This window comes from Methylobacterium hispanicum, assembly GCF_022179285.1.
Lineage (GTDB): Bacteria > Pseudomonadota > Alphaproteobacteria > Rhizobiales > Beijerinckiaceae > Methylobacterium > Methylobacterium hispanicum.
The window spans coordinates 1-18,259 of sequence record NZ_BPQO01000039.1 but is presented as its reverse complement, the minus strand read 5'-3'; the positions used below and the strand labels follow the sequence as shown (position 1 = coordinate 18,259).

The following is an 18,259-nucleotide window of genomic DNA, read 5'->3' as shown; positions in this document are numbered from 1 at the left end:
GCTGGGGAGGGCCGGTTAGCGCCGCTCCCCAAGCCCGAAAACCTCCGGTATAGCCGTGGGATGGACCTGATCAGCACCACGGCGGCCCTCGAAGACGCCTGCACCCGGCTCGCCGCACAGCCCTTCGTGACCGTCGACACGGAGTTCATGCGCGAGACGACCTACTACCCCAAGCTCTGCCTGATCCAGATGGCGGGGCCGGACGGGACGGGCGTGCTGGTCGATCCGCTCGCCAAGGGCATCGACCTGCAACCCTTCATCGACCTGATGGCCGACGAGGGCGTGGTGAAGGTGTTCCACTCCGCCCGCCAGGATCTCGAGATCATCTGGCTGATGGGCGAGGTCCTGCCGCACCCGTTCTTCGACACGCAGGTCGCCGCGATGGTCTGCGGCTACGGCGACTCGGTCTCCTACGAGCAGCTCGTCAACGACGTGGCCAAGGCCAAGATCGACAAGTCCTCCCGCTTCACCGACTGGTCGCGCCGCCCGCTCTCCGACGCCCAGCTCGCCTACGCGCTCTCGGACGTGACGCACCTCGTCAAGGTCTACGAGAAGCTCGCGGGCGAGTTGCTGCGCACCGACCGCGGCGCCTGGCTCGACGAGGAGATGGGCGTGCTGATCTCGCCCGAGACCTACCGGGCCGACCCGGCGCTGGCGTGGCGCCGGCTCTCCGGCCGGATGCGCAAGCCCCGCGAGATCGCGGTGCTGATGGAGGTGGCGGCCTGGCGCGAGCGGGAGGCGCAGGCGCGCAACGTCCCGCGCGGGCGCATCCTCAAGGACGAGGCGGTGATCGACATCGCCACCGCGGGTCCCCGCAGCGTCGAGGCGCTCGGGCGCCTGCGCACGATCCCGGCGGGCTTCGAGCGCTCGCGCACCGGCACCGAGATCCTGGCGGCGGTCGAGCAGGGCTTCGCGCGCGACCTCTCCGAGATCCAGCTCCCCGAGCGGGCGCGCCGAAGCGGCGGCAACGGGGCCCTGGTCGAGCTCCTGAAGGTGCTCCTGAAGGCAGTGAGCGAGAACGAGGGCGTCGCGCCCAAGATCATCGCGACGGTGGACGACCTCGAGGCCGTGGCCGACGACGACGAGGCGCCGATCCCGCTGCTCCAGGGCTGGCGCCGCGCCCTGTTCGGCGAGAAGGCGCTGGCGCTCAAGCACGGCCGCCTCGCGCTCTCGGCGGAGGGCGGACGCATCGTGGTCCGCGCGCTCGATTAGGACAGGAGCGCCCGCTCTGTAGCGGGGGATGGCGTGACAGGGGGCAGGCACGGGATTAAATGGCAACGGGATTGCCGCTTCATCCCGCCCTCCCGCGTCGCGTCCCATGGCCGAACCGAACGAAGTCCTGAAGACGCTGACGGGGCTCGGCCATGTCTCCGCGGAGGGCTGCGTTCCGGTGCGCGTGCGCTACCGGCTGCTGTTCGAGCGGCGCGGGGACGAGCTCATCGCCCACGGAACACTCAAGGGCCGCCATGCCGGCCTGCGCCCGATCTGGCTGGAGCCCGACGCGCAGCTGCGCCTGCGCAACGGAAGGCGGCTCGCCATCGCGGTGACCGACCTCGTCGGCGACGAGGCGGAGTTCGAGAGCACCGGCCCGGTCGGCGAGCTGTAGCCCCGGCCTCAAGCGAGCCCGCCCATCCGGCGGACCAGCGCCCATTCCGCCTCGGTCACCGGCTGCACCGACAGGCGCGAATTGTTGACCAGCACCATGTCCTTCAGGGCGCTCTCGGCCTTGATGGCGTCGAGCGTCACCGGGCGTGGCAGCGCCTCGACCGCGCGCACGTCGACCATGCCGAAGCGGCCGCTCTCGTCGGTGTGGTCCGGGTAGTAGGGCCGGATCACCTCCACGATGCCAACCACCGCCTTGCCCTCGTTCGAGTGGTAGAAGAAGCCCTGCTCGCCGACCTGCATCGCCATGAGCTGCTTCTTGGCGAGGTGGTTGCGCACCCCGTTCCAGAAGGTGCCGGCCGCGCCCGCCGCGACCTGCTGGTCCCACGACCAGGTGGAGGGCTCGGATTTGAACAGCCAGCGCGCCATCGTGTGCCTTCCCCGCCGGCCTCCTGCGGCCGCGCGGAGGATCCCTTAGGCCGGGCGGCGCCCACGCGCATCACCCGTGCCCCATCTTCCCGCTGGGTCCCGCGCGGTTTGGTTGCTAGGGAGGCGCGGTCCCCATCGCCGGTCCGCCATGAAGAGCCTCGAGATCCCACCGGGCGTCGCCCCCGCCATCATCCTCGTCGAGCCGCAGCTCGCCGAGAACATCGGCATGACGGCCCGCGCCATGGCGAATTTCGGCCTCACGGAACTGCGCCTCGTCAATCCGAAGAACGGCTGGCCCAAGAAGGGCGTGCGCGAGGCGGCCTCGGGCGCGACGCACGTCCTCGACGCCGCGACCGTCCACGCCAGCGTCCCGGAAGCGATCGCCGACCTCCACCACGTGCTCGCCACCACGGCGCGCGAGCGCGGGCAGATGAAGCGCGTCTACGGCCCCGAGGAGGCGATGGAGGCGGTCTGCGCCCGCGCGGGCCAGCGCGTCGGCGTGCTGTTCGGGCGCGAGCGCGTCGGGCTCACCAACGATGAGGTCTCGTACGCCGACGCGATCGTGACCTTTCCGGTCTCGCCGGACTTCCCCTCGCTCAACCTCGCGCAGGGGGTGCTGCTGACGGCCTATGCGTGGCGGCGCGCCAGCGGCCGGGCGCGACTCCCCTTCTCGGGCGAGATGCTCTCGCCCCCCGCGACGCGGGAGGCCCTGCTCTCGCTGTTCGGCAGCCTGGAGGCGGCGCTCGACGGCGCCGGCTTCTACCCGCCCGAGAAGCGCGAGATCATCGCCCGCAACATGCGCGACATGCTCCACCGCATGGCAATGACCGAGCAGGACGTGCGCACGGTGCGCGGAGCGCTGAAGGCCCTGACGCGAGGCCGCGGGGAAGGTTAGGCCCCCGGGGAGGAGACTCCCTGCCTACGGCTTGCCCGGCTCCAGCAGCCGGTTGTCGTTCTCGTCGAGCAGCGGCACGTCGAACTCCCGCAGCACGCGCTCGATGTCGTCGCGGCGCTTGCGCAGGATCGTGTTGAGCTGGCGCTTCCAGTCGTCCTCGCCGAGCCGCACGCCCATGCCGATCCGGTAGGTCATGGCGGGGCGGTCGGGCTCCTTGAGGAGGGGCACCACGTCGAGGGGCTTGCCCGTGCGCGCCGCCGCCTGCTTGGCGAGCCAGCCCGCGGCCGGACCCCAGATCACCGCGGCGTCGATCGCGCCATCGGCGAGGTCGGAGATCACCTCGGCCGAGACCGTCTGGTGCGGGCGGGCGGGGTCGAGCTGGTAGGGCGCGTAGGCCTTCATCCCGGAGATCAGGCCGAGATCGCCCATCCGGTTGACCGGCGGCGTGCCGGCGATCACGCCGATGCGCTTGCCCTTGAGGCGGGCATCGTCGAGCCCGGTCACGTCGGTGAACTCGCCGCGGCGCGTCACCAGCGTGTAGGCGGAGCGGTAGTAGGGATTGGTGCTCTGGACGAGCTCGCTGCCGAACGCGGAGCCGATGATGAGGTCGCACAGGCCGGTGCCCAGCGTGTTGCGCACGAAGCCCGGCCCCTGCGTCAGCCAGTAGTACCGGACCTTGACCTTCAGTTCGTCCGCGACGATCGCCGCGATCCGGTTCTCGAACCCGTCCTCCTTGCGCTGGGAGAACGGCATGTTGCCCGGGTCGCCGCAAACGCGCAGCGTGTCGGTGGTGACGAGGTCGGGCAGGTGCTGCGCCGGAGCCTCGCGCGCTCCTGCCAGAAGCAGGAGCGCGCAGGCGGCAGCCGTGGCGGTCGCGCGGGGCGTCATCAGCCGCCCAGGCACTCCTTCTCGGCCTTCTTGGCGGCCTCGGGCTTGTCCTCCTTGTCGCTCGGACGGACGCGGCCCATGGCGCCCGCGGCGCGCGCCTTCAGGTAGACGTAGAGGTCGTCGGCGTAGCACATGACGTTCTTGTTGTCGCCGAAGGCCGGCATCACGCTCTCGCCGCCGCCCGCGGTGTGGTTCTGGCGGCCGCCGGCGATGATGCCGATGAACTCCTCGTAGGACAGGCGCTTCAGCGAATCCTTGAGGGCGGGCGCGTAGGTCGAGCCCATGCCGTCCGGGCCGTGGCAGACGTGGCACTCGGCGTGATAGCGGCGGTAGCCCGAATAGGCGTACCAGTCGAACTTCTTGCCCTCGTTGGTGACGTGGAAGGTCGGGTGACCTTCGGCGTCGAAGTACTTGCCGTCCTCGACCTTCACGGCCGCGTCGCGCTTGAGGAGCTTCTCGTCCTGCTCGGCGGTCTTGTCGTTCGGGTTGAGCGAGTTGGCGAGGGCGGGATCGGCAGGCTTGGCATCCTCAGCATGTACGGCAACCACGTTGACGGTTGCTAGGGCGAGGGCAGCCACGAGCGGCCGCGTGACGAACGTGCTGAGGTGGTTCAACGGATGTTTCTCCCTGGACCTTTGGCCGTGCCATTCCACCGTTCGGGGCCGGCCTTCTTGAGGAACAGTCTAATCATAAGAGTACCGGCGCGGAAGCCCGCGCCGGTACCCATTCACCCCTGAGACCCGCGACCGATTAGTTCGGCAGCGCGAACACGGTCAGCTGACCGCCGAGGTTGGTGTAGTTCGACAGGGCCGCGTAGCCGCCGACCGCGCCGAGACCGGCATTCGGGTCGGTCAGGCCGGCCGCGAGGCCGATGCCGGCCCAGCCGCCGACGCCCGAGAGGACGCCCACGTACTGCTTGCCCTTGTGCTGGTAGGTCATCACGTTGCCGATGATGCCCGACGGGGTCTTGAACTTGTACAGCTCCTTGCCCGTCTTCGAGTCGACCGCCTTCAGGTAGCCCTCGAGGGTACCGTAGAAGACCACGTCGCCGGCGGTGGCAAGAGCGCCCGACCACACCGAGAACTGCTCGGCGTTCGACCACTTGATCTTACCGTTGACGCCGTCCCAGGCGATGAAGTTACCCATGCCGCCGTGCGAGCCGGGGGCGGGGTACATCGACAGGGTCGCACCGACGTAGGGCTGGCCCGGGGTGTAGCTCACCCGGAACGGCTCGTAGTCCATGCAGACGTGGTTGGTGGGCACGTAGAACAGGTTGGTCTTGGGCGAGTAGGCCGCCGGCTGCTGGTCCTTGGTGCCGAGCGCCGCCGGGCAGATGCCCTTCGAGTTCACGTCCTCGCCGTTCTGCTCGGTCGAGTACTTCGACACGACCAGCGGACGGCCGTAGGTCTTCGAACCCTTGTCCATGTCGACCTTGGTGGCCCAGTTCACCACCGGATCGAACTTCTCGGCGACGAGGAGTTCGCCGGTCGCGCGGTCCAGGGTGTAGCCGAAGCCGTTGCGGTCGAAGTGGGTCAGCAGCGGACGATCCTTGCCGTCGACCTTCTGGTCGGTAAGGATCATCTCGTTGATGCCGTCGAAGTCCCACTCGTCGTGCGGGGTCATCTGGTAGACCCACTTGGTCATGCCGGTGTCCGGGTTACGCGCCCAGATCGTCATGGACCACTTGTTGTCGCCCGGACGCTGCTTCGGGTTCCAGGTCGAGGGGTTGCCCGAGCCGTAATAGACCAGGTCGAGCTTCGGGTCGTACGAGAACCAGCCCCAGGTGCAGCCGCCGCCGGTCTTCCACTGATCGCCTTCCCAGGTCTTCAGCGAGGAGTCCTTGCCGATCGGCTTGCCGAGCGAGGTGGTCTTCTCCGGGTCGACGAGCAGCTGATCGTCCGGACCCATCGAGTAGCCGCGCCACACCTTCTTGCCCGACTTCAGGTCGTAGGCGGTGACGTGGCACTGCACGCCGAACTCGCCGCCCGAGATGCCGACGATAACCTTGTCCTTGACCGGCAGGACGGTCGCGGTGTTGGTCTCGCCCTTCTTCGGGTCGCCGTTCACGACCGACCAGTTGACCTTGCCGGTCTTGGCGTCGAGCGACACGACCGTGGTGTCGGCCTGGTGCAGGATGATGGTGCCGTCGGCGTAGGCCAGACCACGGTTCACCGTGTCGCAGCACATCACCGGGATCACGGACGGATCCTGCTTGGGCTCGTACTTCCAGACGATCTTGGCCTCGTTGTCGAGGTCGAGCGCGTAGACGATGTTCGGGAAGGGGGTGTGGACGTACATCATGTTGCCGACGACGAGGGGCGAGCCCTCGTGGCCGCGCAGCACGCCGGTCGAGAAGGTCCAGGCGACCTGGAGGTTCTTCACGTTCGAGGCGTTGATCTGGTCGAGCTTGGAATAGCGCGTGTTGGCGTAGTCGACCGTCTGAAGCACCTGCTCCGCCGGGTTGGCGATGCCCTTCATGACGCTGTCATTGGCCAGGGCCGGGGCAGCGAACGCCGCGACGCCTGCACCGAGGGCGAGAAGATGAACCGCTCTCATGGATTCCTCCGACAAGTCTTTGAGGCCCTGGCCACGGGTGTTCAGCCCGCGACGGCGAGACCTGACCTGCTGTTTGCGACAGGGATACCATTACGCCTCGGTAGCGGGTCGCTCTCACGGTGCCGAACGAGCACCGAACCAGAGCCGGCCATCCCTTCGGCCAGCCCCTCGAAACCGAAGCTTGAACGAACTCTAAGAGAAATTTGAGCGCCGTCAATCCGTCTTGCCGCTTCTACCCGCGACAGGGCAGCGCAGATCCCCAGTCCAGCTCGCGCCACGCCAAATGCTGCCACGCACAAACTCTTTGTGCATCGCAGCATGGCAACTCATCCGGCCGACGTTCCGTGCCCTGTTCTGGGCCTGTTCATGCGTATTACGCAAAACCACTCGCCGCGGCCGCGCCACGCATGCACCGGGAGCGGGCGGAACCGCTTTTGCAGCGCCGAACACTGTCCTGCCGCCGATGCGGGGCGGGGCATTCTGTAAGGCTTCCGGGCTTCGATCGCGAGCCGGCACGAGAATGCCCGCGGATGCCGGATCCTCCCGAATCTCCACCCTCCTCGGGCCGGCGAATGCGCGCCCGAGCGCATCCGGCGGGTGTCCGCACGGGCCGGGCGACGACCGGGCGAGGATCAGGCCCGCTCAGGACCACTCAGGCCCGCTCAGGCCGCGCGCGCGGCCGGCACGGCCACCGCCGTGAGCGTGTCCATCACCCGGCTCGCCGGCAGGGTGACGATGACCTCTGTCCCCTCGCGCGGGCGGGACCTGAGGGTGAAGTTGCCTCCGTGCAGGTCCACGAGCCCCTTCACGATCGGCAGGCCGAGTCCCGACCCCTGCTCGGCGGTCTTGATCGCCATCGAGCCGCGGCCGAACGAGGACATCACGGTGTCGATCTCGTCCTCCGGGATGCCGGGCCCGCTGTCCTTGACCGCGACGTACTGTCCGCCGGAGCTGGTCCAGCCGACCTTGATGGTGATCTCGCCGCCCGGCGGCGTGAACTTCACGGCGTTCGACAGGAGGTTGAGCACGATCTGGCGCAGCGCCCGCTCGTCGGCCCAGATCCGCGGCAGCGAGGCGTCGATGAACTCGGCGAAGGCCTGGTTCTTGGCCTTGGCCTTCAGGCCCATCATGTGGCGGCACTCCTCGACCACGTGGGCGAGCTGCACCGCCTCCTCGTTCATCTCGTAGCGGCCCGCCTCGATGCGGGAGAGGTCGAGGATCTCGTTGATGAGGTTGAGGAGGTGCATCCCGCTGTCATGGATGTCGGTGGAGTACTCCCGGTAGCTCGGGGCGGCGTGCGCGCCGAAGACCTCGTTCTTCATCACCTCCGAGAAGCCGAGGATCGCGTTGAGCGGCGTGCGCAGCTCGTGGCTCATCGTGGCGAGGAAGCGGGACTTGGCGAGGTTCGCCTCCTCGGCGCGCCGCCGCGCCTCGTCGGAATTGGCCTTGGCCTGCTCCAGCTCGCCGAACACCGCGTCCTTCTCCGCCCGCGACTGGAGCGCGCCCACCGTCGAGGTGTAGAGGCGGCGCGCGAGCCCGAGGAAGAAGATCTGCGAGCCGCAGGCCATCGCCACGAGGAGCAGCGCGTCGGTCTCGCGCGAGAAGGCGAGCAGCGCCAGCGCCCCGGCGATCAGCGGCGCGAGCGCGGCCACCGCCGCGGCGGGCACGGTGGCGGCGAGCATGGTGGCGACCGCCGAGGCGATGACGAGACCGAACAGGCCGAAGGTCCAGCCGCTGGTGGCCCCGAGCCCGACCATCGCCGCCCAGGCGAGGCTCTGCAGCGCCTCCCCGATGACGAAGCGGCGGCGCCAGCGCGGCAGCGCGATCGCCTGCGGGTCCGTCCGCAGGAAGCGCAGGCTCATCGCGGTGTTGAGCGTGACCAGCAGGATGACGCCGACGGCCCAGACCACCGGGATCAGCGGCCCGGTCCAGAAGCTCGCGGCGACCGCCAGCACGATGGCGAAGAGGCCGAGCGGGATCCCCGCGCCTGTGCGGTACTGGGCGTAGTGACGCAGGAGTTCGTAGTCGAAGGCGCGCTCGAGTCCGGTCTGCGAGGTGAGACGCTCGCGCGCCGAGCGCATGTCCCGGGCGATGCCCCGCCGCCGCGCCACCTCCTCCGTCGAGGGACCGCGCCCGCGCTGCACCATCTCGACGGTCAGGTCGGACATCGAACCCTTGAACGCTGCGCAGGAGAAGGCCGCGGCCCGTTCCCGGCCGCCTGCGCCAGAATGGGTCGGATGTGTTAAGAACGGCCTGCCGCGACCCCTCGGATTGTCCGCAACCCGCGCATCGGCGATTCACGCGGAGGTTGCGTGCTCCGGCGCACATGCATGGGATGCGGAGCGGATTAACGCTCACCCGGTTGTAGGGTCCGCGATCCAGGGGAGGGTTCGGATGGTCAAGCTCACCGTCAACGGCACGACGCACGAGGTCGAGGCCGATCCCGACATGCCGCTCCTCTGGGTGCTGCGCGACCGCCTCGACAAGACGGGCACCAAGTACGGCTGCGGCATCGCCCAGTGCGGCGCCTGCACGGTCCACCTCGACGGGCAGCCGGCCCGCGCCTGCCAGACCCGGATCGGGGACGTGGGCGACGCGCAGATCACCACGATCGAGGGCGTCTCGGGCCGCGTGGCCGAGGCGGTGCAGGGCGCGTGGCGCAAGCTCGACGTCGTGCAGTGCGGCTACTGCCAGTCGGGCCAGATCATGTCGGCGATCGGTCTGCTCGCCGGCAACCCGAAGCCGACCGACGCCGACATCGACGGCGCCATGGACGGCAACATCTGCCGCTGCGGCACCTACCAGCGCATCCGGGCGGCGATCCACGAAGCCGCCCGCTCCCTCGCCTGACGTCCTGACCGGAGCACCCCCATGCTGAAGATCCGTCAGCCGACGACCCAATCCTCGCCGCGCGCGAGCCGCCGCGGCTTCCTCACCGGCGCGGCGGCCGCTGCCGGCGCCATCGTGATCGGCTTCCGCCTCGATCTCGGCAAGGCGCGCGCCGCGGGCGCCGACCTTGCCGCCGTGAAGGCGCAGCCCAACGCCTTCGTGCGGATCGGGGCCGACGACACCGTGACGGTCATCGTCAAGCACCTCGACATGGGCCAGGGCAACACCACGGGCCTCGCCACGATCCTGGCCGACGAGCTCGACGCCGACTGGGCGACGGTCCGCACCGAGTTCGCGCCCGCCGACGCCGCGCTCTACAACAACCTGCTGATGGGCCCGATCCAGGGCACCGGCGGCTCGACCGCGGTGGCCAATTCCTGGATGCAGTTGCGCAAGGCGGGTGCCGCCGCCCGCGAGATGCTGGTGGCCGCCGCCGCCTTCGCCTGGAAGGTGCCGGTGGCCGAGATCACCGTCGAGAACGGCACGGTGCGCCACGCGGGCTCGAACCGGGAGGCCCGCTTCGGGGAACTCGCGGCGTCCGCCGCCTCGCTGCCCGTGCCGCAGGAGCCGCGCCTGAAGGACCCGGGCCAGTGGCGGCTCATCGGCCAGCGCGTGCCGCGCCTCGACTCGAAGATGAAGACCGACGGCAGCGCGGTCTACGCCCTCGACACGCGCCGCCCCGGCCAGGTCACGGCGGTCGTCGCCCACCCGCCGCGCTTCGGCGCCACCGTGACGGGCTTCGACGACGCGGCCGCCCGCAAGGTCGCGGGCGTGATCGACGTGGTGGCGGTCCCGAGCGGCGTCGCGGTCATCGCCCGCGACACCTGGGCGGCGATGAAGGGCCGCGAGGCCCTGAAGGTCACCTGGGACGAGAGCGCGGCCGAGACCCGCTCCTCCGACGCGATCCTGGCCGCGTACCGCGAGACGGCCAAGCGCCCCGGCATCGTCGCCTCCGAGCGCGGAGACCCGGCCGCCGGCATCAAGGGCGCGGCCCAGGTCCTGGAGGCGGAGTTCAGCTTCCCCTACCTGGCGCATGCCGCGATGGAGCCCTTGAACGCCACGATCGAGCGGGCGCCGGACGGCACCTACGACATCTATGCGGGCTTGCAGTTCCAGACGATCGAGCAGGCGACCGCCGCCGCGATCCTCGGCGTCACCCCCGACAAGGTCCGGCTGCACACGCAGTGGGCCGGCGGCTCCTTCGGCCGGCGCGCCACGCCGTCCGCCGACTACATCGCGGAGGCCGCCCACATCCTGAAGGCCTGGGACGCGAAGGCGCCCGTGCACCTCGTCTGGACCCGCGAGGACGACATGACGGGCGGCTACTACCGCCCGACCGTCTACCACAAGATCCGGGCAGGCCTCGACGCCAAGGGCGCGGTGACCGGCTGGCAGCACGTCATGGTCGGCAAGTCGATCATGATCGGCTCGCCGTTCGAGGCGATGCTGGTGAAGAACGGCGTCGACGGCACCACGGTCGAGGGCGCCTCCGACACGCCCTACGCCCTGCCGGCCTACCGCTTCGAGGTCCACAACGCCCGCGAGGGCGTGCCGGTGCTGTGGTGGCGCTCGGTCGGCCACACCCACACGGCGCACGCCATGGAGGTGATGATCGACGAGTTGGCCCACGCCGCCAAGGTCGATCCGGTGGCCTACCGCCTCTCGCTGCTGGCGAACGCGCCGCGCCTCGCGGGGGTGCTCAAGCTCGCGGCCGAGAAGGCGGGCTGGGGCGCGACGCAGGAGAGCGAGAAGGGCCGCGCCCTCGGCGTCGCCGTCCACGAATCCTTCGGCTCCTACGTGGCCATGGTGGCCGACGTCACCGCGGGCGCCGGCAGCATCAAGGTCAACCGGATCGTGGCGGCGGTCGATGTCGGCATCGCGGTCAACCCGGACATCGTGCGGGCGCAGGTCGAGGGCGCGGTCGGCTTCGCGCTCTCCTCGGTCCTGCGCAACCGCGTCACCCTGAAGGACGGCGTGGTGCAGGAACGGAACTTCGACGCCTACGAACCGACCCGGATGAGCGAGATGCCGGAGGTCGCGGTGCACATCGTGCCGAGCCAGGCGGCGCCGACCGGCATCGGCGAGCCGGGCGTCCCGGTCCTGGCGCCTGCCATCTCCAACGCGGTCTTCGCGGCGACCGGCCAGCGCCTGCGCGCGCTGCCCCTCGACCTCGCCGGCCTGAAGGGCGTGTGATTCGCCGCACATCGCGGCGGCGGTCACGGGGTCTAAGCCCGTTCTCGAAAGCACCCCAAGGCTTTCTAGACCCCAGCAAGACCCCTTCACGGCGCGGCTCACCCCGCGCCGTTTTTTCGTGTCCGTCCCGGCGCCCTGGCCGTTCATCGTGGCAGCCCCCATCTGCCGGATGGATGACCACCCCCGACACCTTCGCGACGACCGCCACGCGCCTGCGCGCCTGCCGGATCTGCCGCGACGCCCCGCTCTACGGGCCGCCCCTGCCCCAGGAGCCCCGGCCGATCGTGCAGGGCTCGGGCACCGCCCGGCTCTGCATCGCCAGCCAGGCGCCGGGCACGCGAGCGAACCGCACCGGCAAGCCCTTCACGGACCCCTCCGGCGTGCGGCTGCGCGCCTGGCTCGGCCTCGACGAGGCGGCCTTCTACGACGCCGCCCGCGTTGCCATCGTGCCGATGGGCTCGTGCTTCCCCGGCCTCGACGCCAAGGGTGGCGACCGGCCGCCGCGGCGGGAATGCGCGGAGCGCTGGCGAGCCGAGCTCTTCGAGGGCCTGCCGGACCTCGAGCTGATCCTGGTGATCGGCCAGTACGCGCAAGGGTGGCACCTGGGCAGGATGCCGGGTGGGCTCACCGCCACGGTGCGCGGCTGGCGCGCGATCCTCGGCCGGCCGGGCAGGCCCCGCGTGCTGCCACTGCCGCACCCCTCCTGGCGCAACAACGGCTGGCTGAAGCGCGAGCCCTGGTTCGAGGCCGAACTGCTTCCCGTCCTGCGTGCCGAGGTCGCGCGGGTGATGGCGCGCGATTGACAAACGGTGAGGCCGGCCCGATCCCTCGCGCCCGACCGGAGACCGCATGAGCCAGATCACCGACCCGCGCGACCGCCTGATCGTCGCCCTCGACCTCGCCGACGTGGAGGGCGCCCGCGCCCTGGTGGACCGGATCGGGGATGCGGCCACCTTCTACAAGATCGGCTACCGGCTCGGGTACGGCGGCGGCCTCGCCTTCGCGCGCGCGCTGACGGACCGCGGCCTCAAGGTGTTCCTCGACCTGAAGCTCCACGACATCGGCAACACGGTGGAGGAGGGCGTGCGGGCGGTGGCCGACCTCGGCGCCAGCTTCCTCACGGTGCACGCCTATCCCCAGACCATGCGGGCGGCGGTGCGCGGCCGGGGCGGACGCCTCAAGATCCTCGCCGTCACGGTACTGACGTCCTACGACGAGGCGGACGCGCGGGAAGCCGGATACGCCCTGCCGGTCGCCGAGATGGTGGCGCGGCGCTCGGAGCAGGCCCGCGAGATCGGCATCGACGGCATCGTCTGCAGCGCTGCCGAGGCGGCGGCGGTGCGCGGCATCGTGGGACCCGACCGCCTGATCGTGACCCCCGGCATCCGTCCGGCGGGGTCCGACCCCGGCGACCAGAAGCGGGTGCTGACGCCCGGAGAGGCACGCCGGGCCGGCATCGACCACGTCGTGGTCGGCCGCCCGATCACGGGCGCGGCCGATCCGCGGGCCGTGGCGCGGGCGATCGTCGAGGAGATGGAGTCGGCGTGATGGCCAGAGGCTACTGGATCGTGCGGGTCGATGTGAGCGACCCGGAGGCCTACGGGCGCTACGCGCAGGCGAACGGGGCGGCGTTCGCCAAGTTCGGAGGGCGCTTCCTCGTGCGGGGCGGCGGCTTCGAGGCGGTGGCCGGCACGGCGCGAGCCCGCAACGTGGTGCTGGAATTCCCGACCTACGAGGCGGCGCTCGCCTGCTGGAACTCCGACCTCTACCAAGAGGCCCGCGCACTCCAAGGAAGCACGCAGGCCGAGATCCTCGTGATCCAGGGCTACGACGGCCCGCAGCCCGGCGCCACGGAGGCGCCGCCGACCGCGAGCACGCCGGCCTCGGAGTAGGGGACCAGCGCTCTATCCGCCTCAGGGCCCGCTCGGCACAGGCGCTTGCTCTGCAGGGGCGGAATTGCGGCGTGCGCCAGCCTCACACCGAGGCAGCACGCAGCATCCGTGGAGCGGACGCGCGTCTCATCCCGCAGCCGGGCGCGCCGGCCGCAGGGCGCGCAGCGCGAAGGCGACGATCTGCTCGAGGGTCGGTTCCGGCACCTGCGGCAGCTGGCTCACCATGAGCGGGTGGGTGTGGCGCAGGATCGCGGCCTGCACGCAGCGGGCCGCGACCGCCGGATCCTCCGCCTCGAACTCGCCGCTGCGGACGCCGTCGCGCACGATGCGCTCGAACACGGCGCCGATGCGGTCGACATGGTGGCGGCAGACCTCCCAGCTCTCCCCCATCGCCGCCTCGACCATCTCGTGGATGCGCGGATAGCCGGCCCAGCGCTCGACCGTATCGCGGTGAAGCATCGTGATCGCCTGCCGCAGCCGCGCCTCGGCGGAGAGGCCGGCCGCGTCCGCGATCCGGGCGATCAGCGCCTCGACCTCGCCGGTGACGCGCTCGACCACGGCCTCGTTGATCGCCTTCTTCGAGTCGAAGAAGCGGTAGACGTTGGCCGGGCTCATCTTCAGCGTCTTGGCGATGTCGGCCACCGTGGTCTTCTGGTAGCCGATCTCCCGGAACGAGCGCTCGGCCACCGCCAGGATGCGGCAGCGCGTGGTCGGCGCGCTCTCCTCGGGCGCGCCGTCCTGCGCGGGATCCGGATGGGCCAGGGTCGTCATTCTCGCTGCATGTGCCGTGGCGGGGGCTGCTGAGCCGGCTTGCGTCCTGATTAGGCAGGCCGGCCCGGCCCGTCAAAAGACGCCGGCCCCGGCGCGGCGGTTCCGGACGGGGACGATGCGCCGCCGCCGCGGGTCCGGAACCGCGCCCGCGGGCATCGATTGCCATGCCGACGGCGGCGCATCACCGCGATCCGGGCCGTCGCGCCGGGGAGCGGGCGACACGCATGAAGCTGCAGAACAAGCGGGCCCTGGTGACGGGCGCCGATTCCGGTATCGGCCGGGCCACGGCCGAACTCCTGGCCCGCGCGGGCGCGGACGTGGCGATCACCTACCACACGGACGCGGACGGCATCCGGGAGACGCAAGCGCGCGTCGAGGCCGCGGGCCGCCGGGCGCTCGCCCTTCAGCTCGACGTCGGCGACCCGGGCGCGGTGCGGGCCGCCTACGACACGATCGCGAGCCGGTTCGGCGTGCTCGACATCCTGGTGGCCAACGCGGGGCAGGCGATGAGCGGCATGGCCGTGGCCGACATGGAGGACGCGCGCCTCGAACAGATCCTCAGGGTGAACCTGATGGGGCCGCTCTTCACCGTGCGGCCCTTCATCCACCTGCGGCGGGCGGCCGGCGGGCGCGGCAAGGTGGTGTTCGTCTCCTCGGTCGCCCAGCACCTGCCGACGCCCGAGAGCGCGCCCTACGGCATGTCGAAGGCCGGGCTCGGCTCGCTGTGCCGCAGCCTGTCGCGGGAGCTCGCCGAGGACAGGATCAACGTGAACAACGTCGCGCCCGGCCTCATCGAGACGCCGATGACCGCCGACCGCTTCGAGAACCCCGACAAGCTGGAACAATCCCTCGAGCGGATCCCCTGGCACCGGGCCGGCCAGCCGGAGGACATCGCCCAGGCGATCCTCTACCTCGTCTCGTACGAGGCCGATTACGTCACGGGCCACACCCTCGTGGTCGATGGCGGGCTCACCATGCAGTGGGGCGGCGCCTGAGACGGCTCAGAAGAAGCGCTCCTTGATCACGATCGTGTCGCCGGGGCGCACCGGATAGCTCATCGGCACGATGCCGTTGACGAGGCCGCCCGGTCCGCCACGGGTCAGCACGGCGTAGTCGCGGGCGGCCCGCGGGCCGAAGCCCGCCGCGATCGCGACCGCGCTCTCCACCGTCATGCCGTTGACGTAGGGGTACTGGCCCGAGGTCGTGACCTCGCCCAGGATGTAGAAGGGCCGGTAGGCATCGACCTCGACGGTGACGTGGGGCTCACGCACGTAGCCCGAGGCGAGCTTCGCCTCGATGGTGCGGGCGGCCTGGGCCGTGCTCTGCCCGCCGATCCCGACCGCGCCGATCAGCGGCATGGCGATGCGGCCGGCGCCGTCGACCGCGTATATGTTCGAGAGGTTGTCCTGCCCGAACACGATCACCCGCAGCTTGTCGCCCGCGGCGAGCGTGTAGCGGGCGCCGATCGAGCCGGTGCCGGTGGCGTCGAGATCCGCGGTGCGGAATTCGGGCCGGAGGCAGCCGCCGAGGGCGAGGCTGCCGGAAAGTGCCAGGAGCAGAGCGCGCCGGTTCATCACACCATGACCGTCGGAGAATACCAGATGGGATGGTGTCTAGTCCGTTAGGGTTAATGAAGACTGACCCGGCCCGTCCCCGGCCCGTCCCCGGCACGGCGATGCGGCCAGCGCTTAACGGCTGCTCAACCTTAACGGCGTCATGATGCGGCCCGGCGGCACGTCCGCCCGTACCGTCGCGAAGGCCGTCCATGTCCCGCTCCAGCCCGCGCGCAACACCCGAAGGCCGCTCCCCGGGGGAGGGCGTCAGCGTGGCCGAGTTGCCGGGCCTGCTGCGCCGCTCCTGGGCCTGGATCCTTCTGCCGACGCTGGCCGCCGCCGCCGCCGCCCTCGCCTTCGTGCAGGTCGTGCCGCCGCGCTACACGGCGGAGGCCAAGCTGCTCCTGGAGAGCCGCGATCCCGCCTTCGCCCGCACCGCTCAGGAACGCGCCGATCAGGCCGCGCCGATCGACGAGCAGGCCGTGGCGAGCCAGGCGCAGGTGATGATGTCGCGCGACCTCGCCCGCGAGGCGGTCCGCCGGCTCAAGCTCGTCGGCAACCCGGAATTCGACGCCGAGGCCGGCACGCCCGGCCCCCTGCGTCAGGCCCTGATGCTGCTCGGTCTCGCCCGCAACCCCCTCGAACGCCCGGCCGAGGAGCGGGTGCTCGACGCCTTCCTCGAGCGCCTGCTGGTCTACCCGGCGGGCAAGTCGCGCATCCTGACGGTCGAGTTCCGCTCGCGCGACCCGGACCTCGCGGCCGAGGGCGCCAACACGGTGGCCGAACTCTATCTCGGCTCCCTGGAGGCGGCGAAGGTCGATACCGCCCGCTACGCCTCGACCTGGCTCGGCGGCAACATCGACACGCTCCGCCGCCGCGTCACCGAGGCCGAGGCGAAGGTCGAGGCCTTCCGGGCCAAGAACGGCCTCGTCTCCGGATCCGGCTCGACGGGGCAGCGCCTGACCAGCCAGCAGCTCTCCGAACTCTCGACCCAGCTCTCGCAGGCGCGCACCATCCAGGCCGACCTCGCGGGCCGGGTGAAGTCGATCAAGGAGATGGTCAAGGACGGGCGCGCCTTCGAGATCCCGGACGTCGCCAACAACGAGCTGATCCGCCGCACGATCGAGAACCGCATCACCGTGCGGGCGCAGCTCGCGCTCGAGTCGCGTACCCTGCTGCCGGCCCATCCCCGCATCAAGGAGCTGACCGCCCAGGTCGGCGAGCTCGACGCGCAGATCCGGGCCGCGGCCGAGCGCATCGGCAGGACCCTCGAGAACGACGCCCGCATCGCCGCCTCCCGGGTCGAGAGCCTGCAGGCCGCCGTCGACGGGCAGCGCGACGTGGTGGTGAAGGGCAATTCGAGCGAGGTCGAGCTGCGCGCGCTGGAGCGCGAGGCCAAGGCGCAGCGCGAGCAGCTCGAATCCTACCTCTCGCGCTACCGCGAGGCCGCCGCCCGCGACGCCGAGAGCGCGACGCCGGCCGACGCGCGCATCGTCTCGCGGGCGGTGCGGCCGGAGCAGCCCTCCTTCCCCAAGAAGCTGCCGACGCTCGGCTTCGCGACGCTGCTGGCCTTCCTGCTCTCGAGCGGCGCGGTGATCGGGCGCCGCCTGCTGGCCGAGCCCGGACCCCACGAACCGCGGGGCGGGGACGCCCCCTGGGACGGCGACGCGCCGCAGGGCGGCGGCGGGCCGGGCGGACCGGGTCCGTCCTGGCGGCGCACCGAGCCCTACAGCTTCCCCGAGGCGATGCCGCCGAGCCGCTGGGAGGGGGGCCTCGCCAACGCGGCGCCGGCCATGCCCGCCCGGCCCGCGGCCCGCGCCGCGGCGCAGGAGCCGGAGCCGATGCCCGCGCCGTCCGGCGCGCCGGAACCGGCCGGGTTCGCGCTCGCTCCGCTCGTCGCCCGGCTGGGCGACGGCCCGCGCCGGACTTCGGGCCGCACGGTGCTGGTGGTCGAGACCGAGCCGCGCCGGGACGGCGACCTGCCGGACGCGCTCGCCCGGCATCTCGCGGCGGGCGCCGCGACGCTCGCGATCGACCTGAACGGCCCGGAGGAGGAGGCGGACGAACCCGGCCTCACCGACCTCGTCGCCGGCGAGGCCGCCTTCCAGGATGTGATCCAGGCCGCGGGCGGCCTGCAGCGGATCGCGACCGGGTCCGTGGACACGCAGGTGCTGCTGGACGAGCCCGACGTCCTGGCCGCGACCGTGGATGCCACGGCGGAGGCCTACGACTGGGTGGTCTTCCGCCTGCGCCTCGTGCCGGAGGTCCTGGCGCTGCTGGCGCAGCTCGCCCCCCAGATGGACAGCGTGATCCTCGCCTCGAACGCCTCGGCGGACGATCCCGAACTCGGCGACCTGTTCGGCCTCGCCGAGGATGCGGGCGCCGGGCAGGTGCTGGTGGCCCAGGACCGTCCCGCGCGCCGCGCCGAGCCGGTAACGGAGCCGGTCGCGGAGCCGATGGAGCTGCGCCTCTCCGCCGCCTGAGAGCCTGTTTGAGGTCCTCCGCCGGCCGTCCCCATCTGTCTCGTGTCACCAATACACGATCCGTCTGGCAGGACGGAGGAGAGAGCAGATGTGGACGGACCGGCATCG

At 71.1% G+C, this 18,259-nt stretch carries 17 protein-coding genes; 10 read left to right on the top strand and 7 right to left on the bottom strand.

The annotated features are described in order from the left end of the window. Window positions 1-60 precede the first annotated feature (60 nt). Together rnd and MFF56_RS28700 are read left to right on the top strand one after the other, a co-directional pair. Complete coding sequence (rnd, locus tag MFF56_RS28705) at window positions 61-1,212, top strand: ribonuclease D (RefSeq protein WP_066924047.1); 1,152 nt, start codon at window positions 61-63, stop codon at window positions 1,210-1,212. Between the two features lie 106 nt (window positions 1,213-1,318). Continuing rightward, on the top strand, window positions 1,319-1,606 hold the full coding sequence (locus tag MFF56_RS28700) for a hypothetical protein (RefSeq protein ID WP_066924049.1): 288 nt from the start codon (window positions 1,319-1,321) through the stop codon (window positions 1,604-1,606). An 8-nt stretch (window positions 1,607-1,614) separates the two neighbouring features. Here the strand turns inward: MFF56_RS28700 and MFF56_RS28695 are convergent, their stop codons facing one another. Continuing rightward, window positions 1,615-2,031 carry an EVE domain-containing protein gene (locus MFF56_RS28695; RefSeq protein WP_066924051.1) on the bottom strand — a complete coding sequence of 139 codons (417 nt, stop codon included), beginning with the start codon at window positions 2,029-2,031 and terminating at the stop codon, window positions 1,615-1,617. 148 nt (window positions 2,032-2,179) lie between these two features. Between MFF56_RS28695 and MFF56_RS28690 the strand changes: the two genes are divergently transcribed. Beyond that, a complete protein-coding gene (locus MFF56_RS28690; RefSeq protein WP_066924053.1) occupies window positions 2,180-2,926 on the top strand; it encodes an RNA methyltransferase in 747 nt (248 codons plus the stop codon). 24 nt (window positions 2,927-2,950) lie between these two features. Here MFF56_RS28690 and xoxJ read toward each other — a convergent pair whose 3' ends face one another. From xoxJ to MFF56_RS28670, 4 genes are all read right to left on the bottom strand, one after another. Then, a complete protein-coding gene (gene xoxJ / locus MFF56_RS28685) occupies window positions 2,951-3,814 on the bottom strand; it encodes a rare earth element methanol dehydrogenase accessory protein XoxJ (RefSeq protein WP_066924055.1) in 864 nt (287 codons plus the stop codon). Next, a complete protein-coding gene (locus MFF56_RS28680) occupies window positions 3,814-4,428 on the bottom strand; it encodes a c-type cytochrome, methanol metabolism-related (RefSeq protein ID WP_066924057.1) in 615 nt (204 codons plus the stop codon). Before MFF56_RS28680 ends, xoxJ begins: the two co-directional genes overlap by 1 nt. Before the next feature lie 136 nt (window positions 4,429-4,564). Beyond that, the gene (gene xoxF1, locus MFF56_RS28675; protein ID WP_066924059.1) at window positions 4,565-6,370 is read right to left on the bottom strand and encodes a lanthanide-dependent methanol dehydrogenase XoxF1; all 1,806 of its coding nucleotides are present in this window, start codon (window positions 6,368-6,370) and stop codon (window positions 4,565-4,567) included. Window positions 6,371-7,032: 662 nt separating this feature from the next. Then, window positions 7,033-8,538 (bottom strand): sensor histidine kinase, encoded by a 1,506-nt coding sequence (locus tag MFF56_RS28670; protein ID WP_066924061.1) that lies wholly within the window; start codon window positions 8,536-8,538, stop codon window positions 7,033-7,035. Window positions 8,539-8,764: 226 nt separating this feature from the next. On the opposite strand from MFF56_RS28670, the gene MFF56_RS28665 reads away from it, so the two are divergent. The 5 genes from MFF56_RS28665 to MFF56_RS28645 all read left to right on the top strand — a co-directional run bounded on the left by MFF56_RS28665 (window position 8,765) and on the right by MFF56_RS28645 (window position 13,344). Continuing rightward, a complete protein-coding gene (locus MFF56_RS28665; RefSeq protein WP_066924063.1) occupies window positions 8,765-9,220 on the top strand; it encodes a (2Fe-2S)-binding protein in 456 nt (151 codons plus the stop codon). 21 nt (window positions 9,221-9,241) lie between these two features. Next, entirely contained in the window at window positions 9,242-11,452 is a 2,211-nt protein-coding gene (locus tag MFF56_RS28660) for a xanthine dehydrogenase family protein molybdopterin-binding subunit (protein ID WP_238231898.1), read from the top strand. 173 nt (window positions 11,453-11,625) lie between these two features. Beyond that, window positions 11,626-12,255 (top strand): uracil-DNA glycosylase family protein, encoded by a 630-nt coding sequence (locus MFF56_RS28655; protein ID WP_066922402.1) that lies wholly within the window; start codon window positions 11,626-11,628, stop codon window positions 12,253-12,255. 46 nt (window positions 12,256-12,301) lie between these two features. Beyond that, entirely contained in the window at window positions 12,302-13,000 is a 699-nt protein-coding gene (gene pyrF / locus MFF56_RS28650; RefSeq protein WP_066922400.1) for an orotidine-5'-phosphate decarboxylase, read from the top strand. Further along, a complete protein-coding gene (locus MFF56_RS28645) occupies window positions 13,000-13,344 on the top strand; it encodes a DUF1330 domain-containing protein (protein WP_066922398.1) in 345 nt (114 codons plus the stop codon). Before pyrF ends, MFF56_RS28645 begins: the two co-directional genes overlap by 1 nt. Before the next feature lie 126 nt (window positions 13,345-13,470). Here the strand turns inward: MFF56_RS28645 and MFF56_RS28640 are convergent, their stop codons facing one another. Further along, window positions 13,471-14,115: a TetR/AcrR family transcriptional regulator gene (locus MFF56_RS28640; protein WP_066922396.1), complete on the bottom strand. Its 645-nt coding sequence runs from the start codon at window positions 14,113-14,115 to the stop codon at window positions 13,471-13,473. 224 nt (window positions 14,116-14,339) lie between these two features. Here MFF56_RS28640 and MFF56_RS28635 point away from each other — a divergent pair, with 224 nt between their 5' ends. Then, complete coding sequence (locus MFF56_RS28635) at window positions 14,340-15,110, top strand: SDR family NAD(P)-dependent oxidoreductase (RefSeq protein WP_066922407.1); 771 nt, start codon at window positions 14,340-14,342, stop codon at window positions 15,108-15,110. A 6-nt stretch (window positions 15,111-15,116) separates the two neighbouring features. On the opposite strand, the gene MFF56_RS28630 is transcribed toward MFF56_RS28635, so the two are convergent. Then, window positions 15,117-15,689: a polysaccharide biosynthesis/export family protein gene (locus MFF56_RS28630; RefSeq protein WP_066922394.1), complete on the bottom strand. Its 573-nt coding sequence runs from the start codon at window positions 15,687-15,689 to the stop codon at window positions 15,117-15,119. 191 nt (window positions 15,690-15,880) lie between these two features. Here MFF56_RS28630 and MFF56_RS28625 point away from each other — a divergent pair, with 191 nt between their 5' ends. After that, the gene (locus tag MFF56_RS28625; RefSeq protein WP_238231896.1) at window positions 15,881-18,151 is read left to right on the top strand and encodes a GumC family protein; all 2,271 of its coding nucleotides are present in this window, start codon (window positions 15,881-15,883) and stop codon (window positions 18,149-18,151) included. The last annotated feature ends 108 nt before the right edge of the window (window positions 18,152-18,259 follow it).